The sequence below is a fragment of the Flavobacterium sp. CLA17 genome (assembly GCF_013112255.2).
GTDB classification, from domain to species: Bacteria; Bacteroidota; Bacteroidia; order Flavobacteriales; family Flavobacteriaceae; genus Flavobacterium; species Flavobacterium circumlabens.
On sequence record NZ_CP068294.1, the window covers coordinates 608382 to 623865 of the forward strand.

Genomic DNA, 15484 nt, shown 5'->3' on the forward strand with positions numbered 1-15484 from the left:
CTGTACTAAATTACGGTGAACTTAAAGGGTACGCTGTAGGCACTTACATTTCCGGCAGCATCTGTCGTTTTAATTCTCCAGTAATAATCTCCTAATGTGGTAAAAATACGCTGATACGAGGTACTCGCATTATTAGTGGGAAAAAGAATGGTCGTAAAAGTACTGGTGTTGGAAAATTCTATCGTGTACAAAAGAGGAGACTGGATTGTTCCGGTATCCGTAGGAGAAATCCAGGTAAAAGTAGTCGACACATTATTGGTAATAACAGCATTAACAGCCGGAAGGGAATTGACAGGCACGGCCGGTACAACGGTATCGATGAAGAAATTCCTCGAAGAGAACTGAGCAGTCTGGCTCGTGCTGTTAATTCCTCGTACCTTCCATTGGTAATTGGCGTCTTTGGTTAAATTAGTGCTGTTTAAAACAACGGATGTTCCGGTAGTGCTTTCGGCTTTATAGACCGATTCACTGGTGGTCGTATTAATGACTTCAACAGAATAGCTGGTAGCAGCTGCCAGATTTTGCCATTTGATCGTCAGGTCTGTACTGTTTTTATACACATTGTTGTCCGGACTTGTTAATACAACCTGCTGATTGCTTAAGTCATCGGTTGTGACCATAGAAAAGTTGGAAAGTACCGAATAGTTGGATTCGTACGCAAAGTTTTCCCCTCTTACTTTCCATTGATAACTTCCGGTTAACAAAGGAATATTCAGGCTGGTTTTGGCTACTAAAGAGTCTACAACAATAGTTTCATTGAGGTCCAATACTTGCAAGCGGTATTTTTTGGCTCCGTCAAGTTCATTCCATTGAAAATTAACGACATTACTTTCAATCGTAGTGTCGTCTTTTGGAGATACCACTTCAATGATATCATCTGAAATGTCTTCTTCAAAAACATCTTCGCAGGACACTAGAAGGAGAACGAAAAGGAACGGTATAATTTTATTTAGTGTTTTCATAATTTTGAAAAATCATTTTTAAATGTAAAACTTCAGAAGTGTTGTTTTTTTTAACGGTGTAAAAATTCATGCTGACCATTCTTGAAAAATCAAACTTTTTTTCAAAATCATAGCCTAAGGCCAGCAGCTGGTTGCAATTTCCGGTAACGTCAAGCTGGTTGCTGATGATCCGGTAATTTTCATCAGAAAAAACATGTGTCGGCTGCAAATCATTGATAGAGACCTTAGGGTTTTCGGTAGAAGCAAAACTTATGATGCCCTGCTGTACCATCTCTTTTGTGATCCCTTCTTTTCCGATGACACGATCCAGATACTTGATTTCTTTGGTTAAACCCTCTGTGTTATTGGCTTTTTTGTTGATCTCATTCGTTTTTTCAGACAGAGTCCTGTATTCGGTGATGACCTGAAATAAAGTATGAAATGATCTTTTGTAGGCCGTTATCAGGAGCATCACAAAGACCAGGGCCAGTGCCGTAAATTTCTTTTTATAGGAATATTTCTCAAACATCTTTTATCGTGATTTTTATTTCAAATTGAGATTTATTTTTCTTGTCTTTTTTGAAACTGATGATTTCAAAATTTTTAAGCCAGCTCATCTTTTTTAATTTTTCCATCCAGTTGTTGAACGAAGTTTCATTAAAAGTCTCGCCTTTAATGACGATTGATTTGGCTTCAAAACTAATTTTCTGAGTGGCTTTTACTTCTTTGCTGACCGGAATAATATTCAGACCCGTTAAAGAAATGTCACCCGGAATTCCTTTTATAATTTCATAACTGTAAAAAGACAGAAACTTCGAGGATAAAAATCCCGACTCATTTAACAGCTGTTGTTTGTTTTCTTTTTGTTTTTCCAGATCCAGAATCAGTTGATACGATTGATTGGAATATACGTTCTGAAGATTGAGCTCCGCATTTTTGGAACCATAATATTGGATCAGCAGATAACTCAAAAGCAGACTCGATAAAAAACCGACAAGCATGGTAATCCCCAGGATATGGAATGCTTTTTTATAAATAATTTCCTCTGTGCTTAAAGTTTCGTTAGTTGTTTTCGAAACTTCTTTCTGCTGAATAAAAAAGTGAACGATAATTCCGTAAAGCGGAAGAAATTGATTTGAAATAACTTCTTTTCCAATCGTATAGTTCTGTTTTTGTACCGGTTCTGCCTGTTTGGTAAATTGAACAAGCTTACCATTGTCAAATTCTAACAGTAAATCGTTTGACGTTAGCGTCTCTTTTTTTACCGCATCATACAACAATGCCGCTAAAAAAGAACCGATGTAAATATCCGCTACCTGAAAACCTTTTTTAAGGAATTTATCCGTAATTTCATTGACGATGTTTTTCCTGCAAAAGCTCATGAAATTACTTCCCGAGCCAATGATGCTGGTATGGTAAATCGATTCAAAATCAATGTTTTTGTACCAGTTAACATCACTTTCGGTATTGAAATCTATTTCTTTATTTAAAATACCTTTTCCGTCAAGAGTCAGAAGCACCGGAATCTTAAGATCGATATTTTGGGCAACTTTTTCAAAAGTATCGAAAGAAGTACTGCTTACAATATCTATTTTGTTTCCTTTTTTCTTCACAGTAAGTACATTATAACTTTCCTCATCCTCTTTTTTGATGATTCCAATTACATGTAAGTTGTTTAGCTTTATTATTTTAGATAAAAATGTAATCATTAATATACCACTGTTGGTTTAATAAAAATGTGCAATTTCGAATTGGTTTTTGCTTTTTTCCTGCTGCTGAAAAACCATTTAATAATCGGTATTCTCGATAATAAAGGAGTTCCTGATCCGGCATCTTCTTTTTTCAGTTCATCCAGACCGCCCAATAATATCATTTCGCCATTTTTGACACGAACCAGAGATTCAAATTTCTGTGTTGCTTTTCCGGGAGGTGCTGTTTCTCCGGCTCTTCCAAGGAAAGAACTTTTTTCGACTACAATGGTAAGTGTTACATTTTCGTCTATCGAAACAAAAGGTTTTATGGAAAGACTTAAGTTCGCATCGGTTGATTTCCATGTTCCTGAATTCAGGATATCATTTCCGATGTTGCTGTTGATTAATCGATTGCTTTGTTCGAAATAATAGCTGGTTTCCCCAATAGATAATTTTGCCTCATGACCACTGATCGTCGCGATTTTCGGAGTTGATTCTACTTTTACAATCGAGTTGTTTTCCAGTAATTTCAGATTCAGGTAAAATGCCTCTGTTACTTTTCCGAGTTTAAAAATTCCGAAACCATTAAAGGCCTCGATCAGACTGTTTACCGAAGTTGAATTGACCGTTACATCTGTCGAAGGAAATAAGGTTCCGCCCGTCACTTGTTTGTTGATTTTATCGAGTCCGGCTTTCATTCCGGTCTGTACATCATGCGATTTATTGTATTGTACAATGATCACTTCAATCTGTACCATCGGTACCACTTTGTCAATCTGTTTGATGTAGATCTTTAATTCTTCGAGTATCGATTTCGATCCCGAAGCCACCAGACCATTCAATTCGACAAATTCCTTAATTTCCAGTTTCTCCGAAAATACTTTTGGCAATGAAGCCAGTACCAGTTCGATCGATCTGTTTTCTAATTGAATGATTTCGGTAGCTCTTAATCCTTCGGCACCTTCATCTCCGATTAAATATAAATTATCCTGTTTTTTAAAGGTGTATTTTTTTCCTTTGAAAATATGGAATAACAATTCGTCAAAGGTAATGTTATCGGCAGAAAGCGTTGTTTTTTCGTTATCCGGTTTGTTGTACAGGAAATAATTAACGTGTAGTTTCTCGGCTGCTTCTGTTAATAAATCGGAAGCGTCAGCGATGTAGGCTTTCACAGACAACAGCCCGTTTTTGTTTACGGTTACCTCATAATAACCGGGAACTCCGGCACTCGATTTAGCCTGTTTTGCTTTTTGTGTAGAACCGTTCACGGTAACGGCTCCGTCTTTGTTTTTTTCGATGAAGTAAAATCCGTTTTCGTCTTTGGTCGCAATCAGATCATTCGATTTAGACATCATTTCGATCACCTGATCAAAAGGACGGTTCAGAATATAGGAAGAAACGCGAAGATTTTTTACGTCAGGAGATAAAACTAAATTTTTGCCTGATTTATCAATAATCGCTTTTGCAACTGCCGACAGGGTATCGTTTTCTAATTTAACCGATAAGAAATCGTTTTGGGAGTTGTAGCTGACATCAATAACCTTCGGTACTTTTTTCTCGACGATGATTACCGTTTTCCTTTTTTTGAAAATAATGATATTGTTCGTAAAAGTAACTTCCAGATCGTATTTCTGTACCAGGTGAATGAATACATCTTTTACGGTTACATCAAAAAAGTTGTTGGATACCGGCTGATTTAATTCACTATCAACATCAATATTTAATTGATGTTCTTCGGCTATCGAGGAAATGAAATCGTGTAATGTTAATCCGGAAACGTCTATTTTAATAGATTCATTAAGTCCCTTTTTCTGGATGGAAAGGTCGTCAAATTTCTTGCTTAGTTCGTTGATGTCTTGTTGCGCAATAATACTATTTGTAAAAAACAGTACCATAATTATGTAACCTAATTTTTTAAACATTTATTTATAAGTTAATTAAAATAGAATATATTTCTTCTAAAGCCGTTTCTCCTTCGGCCAAAATATCAAAAGCTTTTTCTGATAGTGATTTATAATTTTCGTCGTTACTGAATAACTTCGTAACGGTATTGTTTTTTATCGCTTCGGTAATGACGGAATCAATCGTCAGGACTTCATAAATAGCGGTTCTTCCTTTGTATCCGGTATGAAAACACTGATTGCAGCCGACCGCTTTGTAATAGGTTTCAATTTCATACGGAAATTTATAGTTCATCGGGAAATCCTTTTTAGTACAAGGAACTTCCTTTTTACAGTGGCTGCAAAGTTTTCGAACCAATCGTTGTGCGACGGAAAGGTTTAAGGTTTCCGCGATCAGATAGGAGGGAACGCCCATGTCTATTAATCTCGAAATGGTACCGATGGCAGAATTGGTATGAATGGTCGATAAGACCAAGTGCCCGGTTAAGGAAGCTCTGATAGCCATTAAAGCCGTTTCGGAATCCCTGATTTCCCCTAACATGATCACATCGGGATCCTGTCTTAAAAAGGATTTTAAGGCAGAAGAAAACGTCAGGCCGATATCTTCCTTAAGCTGAACCTGATTGATTCCTTTCAAGGTATATTCGATCGGATCTTCCACAGTAACTATATTTCTACGGCTATCATTCAGCAATCTTAAGGTAGCGTATAGTGTTGTTGTTTTTCCGGAACCGGTGGGGCCGCTGATCAGGATAATCCCGTTTGGTTTTTTTACCGCTTCCAGATAATGTTCCAGTTCTTCTTCCTGAAGTCCCAGTGTACTTAAATCTATATTAGAGGCATCCTGACCTAATAAACGCATCACGATTTTTTCGCCAAAAAGGGTCGGTAAGATGGAAACCCTAATGTCAAAAGAATCATTGGTAATTCTTCCGTCCTGAGGTAATCTTTTTTCGGTAATGTTCAGTTTTGCCTTGATCTTGATTTTGTTGACCAGCTCCAGATAATTTTCGCGTTCTACTTTATAACGTTCAATTAACTGTCCGTCAATCCTGAATCGGATTCGGGCAGAATTTTCGTACACTTCAAAATGAATATCACTGCATTTAAGAGATTTGGCTTCTTCCAGTAAACTTTCGAGGAAATCTCCTTTGTCGAAATTTAAAGATTTGTTGGAACTCGTAACTCTTTCTTTTCTGTAATATATAGAAAGTGCTTTTTCAATCTCATACGATTCAATCGGGCTGAAAATAATGTTTTTGCCTAAAAAAAGTTCCAGTTCTTCTTTGGCATCGCTGTTATGATACGATTCATCCACATACAATTCCAGGGTGTTTTCTGAAACGGATTTGGGTAATATTCGATATTGGTTGGCAAGATCGCCGGATACGATATGCTGATTTTCGGAGTGAACGATGATATCCTGCATAATTTAGATCAGTGTAAGTTTTGGATAAAAAGAACAGTAATCTCTGATCAGGACGATACCTAAAAACAGTGCCGAAAAACCAGCTAAGGGAACGGTATGCTCCGTAATGACTTTTTTGAATACCAGTTGTACAACCAGGGCGAAAACCATGGAAAGTATAAAAAACACAATAAAGTTCGGAAGTACAAAAAGAGGCGTGACCGCGATATAAAAAAGCAAATCACCCAACCCGAAATAATGTTCAAAAGGATTAAGGAACTTCTTGCTTTTGATGCTCATATAAAGTACCAGTATGCTTAAGGTAATCAGAAAAAAGGCTGTGTTTAACAGCATGTTTCTGAACGAAAGAGACTTCAGACAAAGGAGGTACAGGGAAAACAGGAATATAGCGAAAGGCAACAGGACATGAATGCGCCTGTATTTCCAATCCTGAAAAAACACAAATAATAAAACCGCTAACAAAAAAAGTAAAGGTGTTTCCAAATTTATTCTTTTGTTACTTCAGTTAACATTTTCTTGCTGTCGATTTCCCAGGTATTAAAACTTCCGTCCCCATCTAAATCAGAGGTTGCTGTGGCTCTGGCTACAAAAGAATCGTTGGAGGCCTCGATGATTTCGATTTTGTACACTGCTTGTCCGCCTTCGTCGACTGTCTGCTCTTGTTCAAAACCTAATTCCTCTAAGCTGCTGGAGTATTTTGAATGTCTGTAAAAATGACTTTTCTGTAAACCGTAAACCTGATTGAGCATGGCTTGTGCCTCAATGGCTTTGGCCTGACCAATTACAGAAGTCTGATTGGGTAAAACCATCAGCAATAAGATTCCGATGATGCACAGTACAATTAAAATTTCTGTTAAAGAATATGCTTTAATTGTAGCTTTTTTACTATTTTTTAATAATTTTTTAATCCTTTTTAACATTTGTATGCATTTATTTATTAAAATATGTTAAATACTTTGGCGGCAAAAATACAAATTGTAATGAAACTATTACTATTTATTTATAATTTTACTCAAATCAAACATTGGGGCGTACATAGACACCATAATGACCCCGACAATCACTCCGATAACGATGATAATCATGGGTTCCAGAATCACTCCGATCATTTTCGTCTGATGGCTAATTTCCTCATTATATTGCTCCGTAAGCCTTTCAAACATGGTCTCCAGCTGATTCACCTGTTCGGCTACTTCGACCATCGAAACCATTTTATTTTCAAATACGTCATGCTTTTTTAAACTTTCATTTAAAGAAGCGCCGCGCGTGATATCATCTTTGATTTCTTGAATCGCCATTTCGATAGGGTAGAAGCCTATCATTTTGGCCGTAAGGGACAGGGAATTGATCAAGGTGGTCTTAGACGTAATCAGTAAATTCATGGCCTGGCAAAAACGCGAGATGTAAATTTTCCGGATGAGGTTTCCGAAATAGGGTATTTTTAAAATCATTTTTGTGGTTACGGCCCTGTAGAAATCTTTTTCTTTCAGCAAAGCGTGCATCACGATTAATCCAATGATAATGGCCAGTACAATCGTAAAAATGGTTCCCGAATGATTCGATATTTTGATAATGATCTGCGTGCTTTTCGGTAGTTCACTGCCGAATTGCTTGAACACGGAACTAAACATCGGAACTACTTTGTTCAGCATAAAATAAAGCACCAGCACCGTTACGATCATGACAATCGCCGGATACGTCAGAACTGAAACAATCTGTCTTTTCATCTGGATTTTACGGTTGAAGTATTTCTGTAGTTCGGCGAGTACTTCTTCCAGTTTTCTGGTTTCTTCCCCAATCTGAATACTGTAGTATTCGTAAGCCGAAAACTGATTGGTTTCCCGCATCGATTCGTAAATACTTCTGCCTTCAATAACCTTGTCTTTGATCTGATGGATAATGGCTTTCTCAAAATTATTACTGGACTGATTGCTCATGATCTCCAGCGCTTTTTTAAAATCAACACCCGATTTGAGCAGCATGCCCAATTCGCGGTAAAAGATTTCTTTTTTCTTGTCCGAAAGCTTTTTGGAGAATTGAAACGAAGCAGCACCTGACGGTAACTTAAAATTCGTTTTTTCAGCCTTTGGGGCTTTGTAAGTACTTAGATCAAGACTCATGGTTTCGGTGTTTTTTGTAATAATTCATTCGCGTACACTCTTTTGTAAAAGCTTAGGGAAGATTCCTTTTCATTAATGGTTACATTAAGTTTCAGTTTCAGAAACAACAATTGCTTTGATTTGCTTTTGACGGTATCTATCACAATCTGTTTGAGCTGAATCTTAAAAGTGTCTATAAAGGTTTCATTCGTCCGGATCGTATAGTCTTCCTGAAAATTATAATGAACCTGTTCTCCGGCGTATCCCTTAAAAGAGAGTTCATTGTCAGTCCGGTCCATTTTTTCTTTTTCGAAAATGTCTTTGTTCAGGCTGTAGGTCAGTCGGTTTAAATCGTTAACAAGCTGATTCTGATTTCTGAAATCAATCATTCTTTCGGTTATAATAGAAAATATGGCGAACAGAATTCCCATGATAATGGCAGTAATGGCCATTCCGACAAGCGTTTCTACAATCGAAAACGCCGGAACCGAATTATTGCGATTAAGGATTGCTTTCGACATAAAAACTTTTTTCAAACTTAAATTGCGAGCTGTCTTTATATTGGACAGAGATTTTTTTCAGGCGGTCGTTGATCGCTTCTTCTTCAATCAGCAGGTTTTCATCCTGACTTTCATATTGTAACGAATCATTTTTTAATTGCGATAAAAAAAACAATTCATTGACCTTATTCTGGGTGCTGTAAAATTTAGCCGAGGTTCGTGGCGTAAAAACAGCAGCAAAAATCAAAATAGCAAAATACAGACAGATCGAAATGATCGTCAGAGCAATAACCGACTCCAGTATGGAGTTTGCTTTTACGCTACAATACTTTTTTAAGAATACCATAGCTGGTTTTTTGAGTGGTGAATAATGGGATCGAAATAAAATAACTCGGACGTTTCTCTGCGTTGATTTCAAGATCAGCAATCGTGTTGTCGTAGGTGGTAGCTCCGGTTTGTATAAAAAAGCGGTTCGTGTAAACAGAACCGTAAACCGTGCTTCTCAAAAATAATTTTCCGGTACAGTAAATATCGCCAAAGATCAATCCTTCTTCGGCTATCTCCATGCTGTTTTTGTCTAATTCTTCTATCGAATTGCCAAATAATACCACAGCACCGCTTACGATGCTTTCTTTCTTTATTTTTATTTTGCTTTCTTCTTCGTTGGCATTGTACACACAAATAACTGACGGATAATTTAAAATTACTTTTTCTTCAAGTTCAATTCCTTTGGTGGCAAATGCCTGAACGGTTCCTTTAAATCCCGCTTCGAAGGTAATTTTAGGCGCGATGAGGATTACATCTTCCAACACGGCATTTTTTTGTATGCGGATGGAGTCTTTTGATCTCAGAATGAAATTGCCTTTGAAGATGACGTTCGAAAGTCTCGAACTCACCTCAATTTCTTTGGTTTCGTTTGTAAAAGAATTATAGTACAGCGAATCTTTGGGTCTGTCGATATCTTTTAAAGCGGTTCTCCGGCCTTGTGTCTGCGCGAATATTTTTTTGAAATCGGGATTGATCTCGGGAAGTGCAAGATCCGAAACGGTCACTTTTCCGTTATTGGTGATTTTGTTGGCACCGCTGGTAATGTACGAAGTTTCAATAAACGTGGAAGGCAGCTGACTGTCTCCTGTTAGTTTTAGCGTACCGGAATACGAAAGCGGTTTGGAGATATTGGTCAGGTAAATGGCGGTTTTGTCGGTGCTGAAACTGCCTACGAAATGTGCTGAGGTCACCGTGTCATTTCCAACAGAAGATTCGGCCAGTAACAGCGTAAGCAAACCGTACGATCTGGTTTTGTAATTTCCTTCAATACCGGAGTTTTCGTCTTTTTGAATTTCTTCCGGAAGGATTTTATTCCCCAAAGCAAAATTAACCACCGATTGATTCTGAATGTATAATTCCTCCTGCAGGTTATAATATAAATTAAGCTGATTGTACAAATTGGCAAAATACAAAAGCGCACCGCATATAATAGATACGATTAAACAAATGTAAATGGCGTACAATAAACTATGAGCCTTAACCATTCGCTTATTGCTTTTTTGTAAATATGTTTTTGAAGAATGTTTTGGTTTTAGAGTCTTTCTGCGAATCTTTATCAGCGGCTTTCTTTTGTTTTTCAGCGGCTTTTTCTTTTTCTCGCTCTTTTTTCTTCTGTTCTTTTTCCGCTTTCTCTTTTTCTTTTGAAGCAGCTTTATAAGAAGCCAATGTATTCAGGTCAGAAGTGCTTTCCAGCTCCTGCGCCTGTTTTTTAGACACTTCGAGTTTCGTCTGTTCTTCTTTTAATTTGTATTGCTGCGATTTGGAGATCTTTTGTTTTTTAATTACCAGAGTTCCTTTTTTGTACACCAGGGTATCTTTCTTCTCGTAATTAATCCATACTCCGGTTTTTACCCCTTTTTTGTATTTTCCGGTTTCGGCAAGAATGCCCTTATCGTCATATCGCAAATAGTCTCCGGATCTTAAACCTTTTTTCCAGTTCTCGGTGGCTTCAATGATACCATTGGTATGCCAGGTTTTCCATAAGCCTACTTTTAGGCCTTCCTTAAACTGACCTTGTTCGGCCAATTGGTTGCTGTGGTACATTTTTACGAACTTATCGTCAAGCAGCGTTCCGGCAATTCCGGCTTCAGCGCTGTGAATCGCACCGCCCTTGAACCAAAAGTATACTTTATGGTCTTTTATTTTTATTTTTTTGTCGGTAGTATAAAATTCATATCTGAAGTTGGCATCAGAAATACGTTTGATAGCATAAGGATCCGAAAAAGAAATCAGAAACAAACTAAAAAAAAACAATAAAAAGCCGGGTAATACTCTTGTTTTCAATGTGGTATTTTTTTTAATAAAACTGGGGCAAGATAAACTTTTAAAATTCTTTTACAAATAAATAATGTAGGTTTTTTAATGATAAAGATATGTTACAAAATGAGGATTTAAATTGTATTCTATACCTTGCTGAAATCAGGTTTTATTTTAGTTATTTTTCTATCTTTGAAAGGCTGAAAAATGCCTTTTAATGCAGTTTTGAAGATTTTATATTATAGCTTGAGTTCTTGTCTTTATTGGTCTGGTGGTATTTTAGATTACTATCCTTTTGGAATGCTGGTACCAAACCGTCATGCCGACACCGAAGAATACCGTTACGGATTCCAGGGGCAGGAGAAAGACAAGGAACTCAAAGGAGAAGGAAATTCGCTTAACTATACTTTTAGGATGCATGATCCGAGGATTGGGCGTTTCTTTACGAGGGATCCACTTTTCGTTAAATATCCATATTATAGTCCCTATATTTTTAGTGGGAATAGAGTCATAGATTCTAGGGAATTAGAGGGAGCAGAACCTGGCTTAGCAATAGGAAGCGAAAGACAAGTGGTTGCCATTAATCAATTTAATAATGATATTCCTAAGGCTAGCCAAAATTGGGCGGCATTTCAGTTAACTAGCATTAAACAAGCATTAACTGACATCCAATCTCATAAAAAGTTAGGTAATAAAATTAAGGTTTTATTACTTCAAGCTCATGCAAATTCAGGTAACATGTATATATTTGAAGGTAGCGATGGTATTCTAAACACAAAAGCAGTTAGGGTAGGTGAAACCTATTTAACAGATGATAAACCTTTAACGGAATTTCAACTAAATCAATTTTATATTCCCGAATTAGAAAGAATTAATAAAATAAAATCTAAAAAGGAAAAGGCAAAAGAAATGACTGAATTTAGAAGTAATGCTGAAACTCAAAAAATTGATTCTTTCTTAGCGTTAGTTAATGAAATTGAAGATGGTGGAACTTTAATATTAAATGGATGTCACGTTTTTTCTGAAGATATAGGAAAGCAGTTGAGTGAGGGTATACTAAAATTAACAAATAAAAAAATCAATATTTTAGGACCACAAGATTATGTCAGTGACTTAAATGCGAAGTCTGGTGGAAAATCTGCTTTTGGTGGAGGTATGATTCCTTATATTTACGAAGAAAAAGGCTATTTGCAAAATTCGGAACCTACTAATTCAAATCTACAATTAAATGCAACAGGCGATAAATTATATGAGCTAATTCCTATAATCCCAGATGCTAACAAAAAGAAAGAATAATATGCTGTATAGAAAAATATTACAAACATTTTTAATTGTTTTTTTTACCGGCTTTCTATACGCTAAAGAAAACAGTAAAATAATTAAGTACTTCCAAGAAAAAAAATATGTTATAAAAGAAGTAAATGATTTTGAATCATTAAAAAAACAAGTGAATGAAAATAACTTTTGTAATCAAGTGATATATATAAATACAGGTCAGAATATTTTCGGCTTTTTATTTGATAAAGATCAATATTTGATTAATGTTTTTATAGAAAGTGAAAAATATAGAAAATTATTTTTTTATCTCCCATATGCTGAACTTGATTTATTAGATAAAAATGTATTTGATTTGACATTGAATAATCTTTATTCTTTTTATTTTGTCGACTATGAAAAAATACAAGTAATTAATTTTGTTCTTAAAAACAATATTACAAGTGGTCGTTTTTTTGCTTTTAAAAGTCATAAATACAAAGAATATAAAGTAGATGTCAAAAAAAACATAAATTATCCTGTATTCAATAATATTACTTCAATTAATAATCATTCTTTTGAATTAAAATTTGTAAAAAGGAAAAAGGTTGTATCAGACACTATAAGTAAAATAAAACCTCGTTTAATGAAGAATTTATTAAGCATCGTTAATGTTCAAACAGGCTCAGATAAGTAAACCCAGCTGTGCGAAGAGTGCTTTAAAAATAATAAATTTATTGCGTGTGCTGTGCGAATGTCTCCTGACTTCGCACCCGCAAAGATGATCAGCAAAGAGCATAGATTAAAAACAAGAAAACCTAATACCAGATATTTTCTGGTATTAGGTTTTTGCTTTTTAAACTCTTTTATAACTCTCTCTTTAAGTATTCAGTAAGGAAAACTCATACTAAAAATTATATCGAAGAATAACGACAGATCCCGATTCTCAACCTTAATCTGCCAGTTTGACATTGCGTTTTTTTAGGTCGTTTCTCCGTCACCGCTCCGTCAATCCTATACGGAAACTTCGTTTGCGAATTTTAGAGTATTTACTCTTTTCAGTCAGATTGTCAGACAAATTAGTAGTCTGAATTGTGATTTTACACCAGCTCTCCGAAGAGTTCTTTACAAATAATAAATTTATCGCTTGTGCTGTGCGAACGTCTCCTGACTTCGCACCCGCAACGATGATCAGCAAAGAGCATCTATTAAAACAAGAAAACCTGATACCAGATGTTACTCTAGTATCAGGTTTTCTTGTTTTAACTCTTTTTATGATCCCTCCTTCAATCTTCATCAAAAGAAAAACGCATCCTAAAAGTGATAGCGAAGCAGAACGACAAATCCCGATTTTTAATGGTAATTCTGCCAGTTTGACATTATTTTCGTACCCGTCACTTCTCCGTCACCGTACCGTCACTCTTCCGTCACTCCTCCGTCCAAACTTTTTTTGGGATTTTTAGAGCATTTACTCTTTTTCAGTCAGATTGTCAGGCAATTCAGTAGCCTGAATGTTGATTTTATCCCAGGCTAAATCGGCATTTTCTTTAGTAGCAGTATAGATCCAATTAATAACTTTCCAGTTTACTATGTACTTTTTCAATCTCTTTATCCATATACGCCTGTGCATAATGCACGTAGCGATTAAAAGAAGTACTGGCATGACTGTGTCCGCTAATCTTGCGAACCAAATGTTCCGGCATACCCAAAATTAATAAGGTGGTAATCGCTGTTCGCCGCATCATATGGGAACTCATTTTATCACAAAACCGATTTTTGGCGAGATCTGTTTTTTTTGTAATGCGTTGTGTTTTGCCTTGTTTTTCACGCGAAACTTCTATTGGGGCTGTAAAGCCGGCAAGCTCCCCAATTTGTTTGAGGTTTTTGTTAAAATTGAACAAACTGATAGTACCAAAAAGCGGTGTTTTATTGTTGGTCGTTGCATAACGCTGGAAAATAGTTATGGCATAAGCAGAAAGTTTGATAAAACTAAAGGTCTTGGTTTTTTTGGATTTGAGTTTCAGGTACCAATCGTCTTCCATTTTTTCGAAGTTTTTAGTGGTCAGTAAAAAAATATCGGAATACCGTAAACCGGTCGTACAACCAAACACAAAGATATCTTTGATTCGTTTGTAACTCGGAATAAGGGTTTGTTCGAATTCTTTGTCGTGAATTAAAAACTTAAGTTGTTCCGGTGATAATACAAAGATTTCGATTTCCTCTTTTCTTACATAAAACAAGCGCTGAAAGTCACCCGTATTTAAATCCTTATCATTTTTCAGGTAATTAAAAAAGACCCGGATCACTTTAATATTAGCCCCTACATAATTGTCGTGACAGCCCTTTTTATAAAGGAAATCGGTAAACTTCTGATAGAATTTTTTCCAATAGCTTTTCTCGGAAGTTAGTTCCCTTTTATCTAGTTTTCCGGCATCACAAATACGCAGTTCAAACTTATTATCACTCGAAAACTGAATTAGATTTTGTAAGACATATTTATAATTGTCTATCGAACTGGATTTTATTTTTTCACCATTTTTTTTGAGTCGCTTACCCGTTTCCGTTTCTCTAATAAACTGTTTGAATAAAGGTATGATAGGACTCGTTTTTTTCATGGTTGTGGTTTTGTGGTTTTTGCCAAAAATACAATTTTAGGTAAAAGTGAAACTATGTATATGAATAAATAAAAAAACTACAACTTTTTTAGGGTTGTAGCTTTTTTAATTTTCTTGTTTAATCGACGCTCTTTGCGGATTATCGTTGCGAGTGCGAAGTCAGGAGACGTTTCCACAGCATATGAGATAAATTTATTACTTGTAAAGAATTCTTCCTAGAGCCCGTCTTTGAACATGCACATTTTTTTTATAAAGAATTTTTAATTATGTTTTTCTCCAAAACCGAATTATTCTTTAATGTTAAGTATTGCATAAATTTCTTGTTTAAGTGATGCTTCACAAGCAAATATAGAATCATTTCCTGAAGTACCAATATCTCTTTTTGTAAAGCCAGCTTTCAAAATTTGTGCAGTGTCTGTCACTTCTCGATCAAAAAAAGCTTCTAAAGATCCTTTAAATTTTTCAGAATAACGAATCTTGTAGAATTTTCCAACATTCTCAGAAGAACCTACTGAAGAACCTCCTTCTCCTTTATATCTTATCCCGTCAATATTGTAAATCAAATAATCAAATTTAGCTCTTTTATATTGAGAGTGCGAAATACATTTTCCAACTGTAACTTTACCATTTAATTTAATATCTTTTCTTATGAGAGATCCCTCAAAAAGTAAAAATAAAAAAAATAAAAAAAACGAGATTATAGAAATTATAGAAATTACACCAATTATTTTAATGCCTATTTTTTTCATA

At 35.7% G+C, this 15484-nt stretch carries 17 protein-coding genes; 2 read left to right on the plus strand and 15 right to left on the minus strand.

Annotation, left to right across the window (positions count from 1 at the left end; all coding sequences use genetic code 11):
• Positions 1-5 precede the first annotated feature (5 nt).
• The 12 genes from HAV12_RS02580 to HAV12_RS02635 form a co-directional block, all read right to left on the minus strand.
• Entirely contained in the window at positions 6-962 is a 957-nt protein-coding gene (locus HAV12_RS02580) for a hypothetical protein (RefSeq protein WP_171568332.1), read from the minus strand.
• Positions 946-1470 (minus strand): hypothetical protein, encoded by a 525-nt coding sequence (locus tag HAV12_RS02585; RefSeq protein ID WP_132037321.1) that lies wholly within the window; start codon positions 1468-1470, stop codon positions 946-948. The genes HAV12_RS02580 and HAV12_RS02585 overlap by 17 nt, the downstream gene beginning before the upstream one ends.
• The gene (locus HAV12_RS02590) at positions 1463-2650 is read right to left on the minus strand and encodes a PilN domain-containing protein (RefSeq protein ID WP_171568333.1); all 1188 of its coding nucleotides are present in this window, start codon (positions 2648-2650) and stop codon (positions 1463-1465) included. Before HAV12_RS02590 ends, HAV12_RS02585 begins: the two co-directional genes overlap by 8 nt.
• Entirely contained in the window at positions 2650-4554 is a 1905-nt protein-coding gene (locus HAV12_RS02595) for a type II secretion system protein GspD (RefSeq protein WP_171568334.1), read from the minus strand. The genes HAV12_RS02590 and HAV12_RS02595 overlap by 1 nt, the downstream gene beginning before the upstream one ends.
• A gap of 4 nt (positions 4555-4558) precedes the next feature.
• On the minus strand, positions 4559-5962 hold the full coding sequence (locus HAV12_RS02600) for a GspE/PulE family protein (protein ID WP_171568335.1): 1404 nt from the start codon (positions 5960-5962) through the stop codon (positions 4559-4561).
• 3 nt (positions 5963-5965) lie between these two features.
• Positions 5966-6295, minus strand: coding sequence for a hypothetical protein (locus tag HAV12_RS02605; RefSeq protein WP_205423345.1), 330 nt, complete (start codon positions 6293-6295; stop codon positions 5966-5968).
• Between the two features lie 152 nt (positions 6296-6447).
• On the minus strand, positions 6448-6882 hold the full coding sequence (locus HAV12_RS02610; RefSeq protein ID WP_171568337.1) for a type IV pilin protein: 435 nt from the start codon (positions 6880-6882) through the stop codon (positions 6448-6450).
• A 72-nt stretch (positions 6883-6954) separates the two neighbouring features.
• The gene (locus tag HAV12_RS02615) at positions 6955-8082 is read right to left on the minus strand and encodes a type II secretion system F family protein (protein WP_171568338.1); all 1128 of its coding nucleotides are present in this window, start codon (positions 8080-8082) and stop codon (positions 6955-6957) included.
• Positions 8079-8582 carry a type II secretion system protein J gene (locus HAV12_RS02620; protein WP_171568339.1) on the minus strand — a complete coding sequence of 168 codons (504 nt, stop codon included), beginning with the start codon at positions 8580-8582 and terminating at the stop codon, positions 8079-8081. Before HAV12_RS02620 ends, HAV12_RS02615 begins: the two co-directional genes overlap by 4 nt.
• Positions 8563-8907 carry a hypothetical protein gene (locus HAV12_RS02625; protein WP_171568340.1) on the minus strand — a complete coding sequence of 115 codons (345 nt, stop codon included), beginning with the start codon at positions 8905-8907 and terminating at the stop codon, positions 8563-8565. Before HAV12_RS02625 ends, HAV12_RS02620 begins: the two co-directional genes overlap by 20 nt.
• On the minus strand, positions 8882-10093 hold the full coding sequence (locus HAV12_RS02630; RefSeq protein ID WP_171568341.1) for a polymer-forming cytoskeletal protein: 1212 nt from the start codon (positions 10091-10093) through the stop codon (positions 8882-8884). Before HAV12_RS02630 ends, HAV12_RS02625 begins: the two co-directional genes overlap by 26 nt.
• A gap of 4 nt (positions 10094-10097) precedes the next feature.
• Positions 10098-10892: a toxin-antitoxin system YwqK family antitoxin gene (locus HAV12_RS02635; protein WP_171568342.1), complete on the minus strand. Its 795-nt coding sequence runs from the start codon at positions 10890-10892 to the stop codon at positions 10098-10100.
• A gap of 180 nt (positions 10893-11072) precedes the next feature.
• On the opposite strand from HAV12_RS02635, the gene HAV12_RS02640 reads away from it, so the two are divergent.
• Together HAV12_RS02640 and HAV12_RS02645 are read left to right on the plus strand one after the other, a co-directional pair.
• Positions 11073-12161 (plus strand): RHS repeat domain-containing protein, encoded by a 1089-nt coding sequence (locus tag HAV12_RS02640; RefSeq protein WP_171568343.1) that lies wholly within the window; start codon positions 11073-11075, stop codon positions 12159-12161.
• Between the two features lies 1 nt (position 12162).
• Positions 12163-12816: a hypothetical protein gene (locus tag HAV12_RS02645; RefSeq protein ID WP_171568344.1), complete on the plus strand. Its 654-nt coding sequence runs from the start codon at positions 12163-12165 to the stop codon at positions 12814-12816.
• Positions 12817-13587: 771 nt separating this feature from the next.
• Here HAV12_RS02645 and HAV12_RS22980 read toward each other — a convergent pair.
• The 3 genes from HAV12_RS22980 to HAV12_RS02655 all read right to left on the minus strand — a co-directional run bounded on the left by HAV12_RS22980 (position 13588) and on the right by HAV12_RS02655 (position 15483).
• Complete coding sequence (locus tag HAV12_RS22980; protein WP_255539503.1) at positions 13588-13722, minus strand: hypothetical protein; 135 nt, start codon at positions 13720-13722, stop codon at positions 13588-13590.
• Positions 13688-14734 carry a tyrosine-type recombinase/integrase gene (locus tag HAV12_RS02650; protein ID WP_171568345.1) on the minus strand — a complete coding sequence of 349 codons (1047 nt, stop codon included), beginning with the start codon at positions 14732-14734 and terminating at the stop codon, positions 13688-13690. Before HAV12_RS02650 ends, HAV12_RS22980 begins: the two co-directional genes overlap by 35 nt.
• A 287-nt stretch (positions 14735-15021) precedes the next feature.
• Positions 15022-15483: a hypothetical protein gene (locus tag HAV12_RS02655; protein WP_171568346.1), complete on the minus strand. Its 462-nt coding sequence runs from the start codon at positions 15481-15483 to the stop codon at positions 15022-15024.
• Between the last annotated feature and the right edge of the window lies 1 nt (position 15484).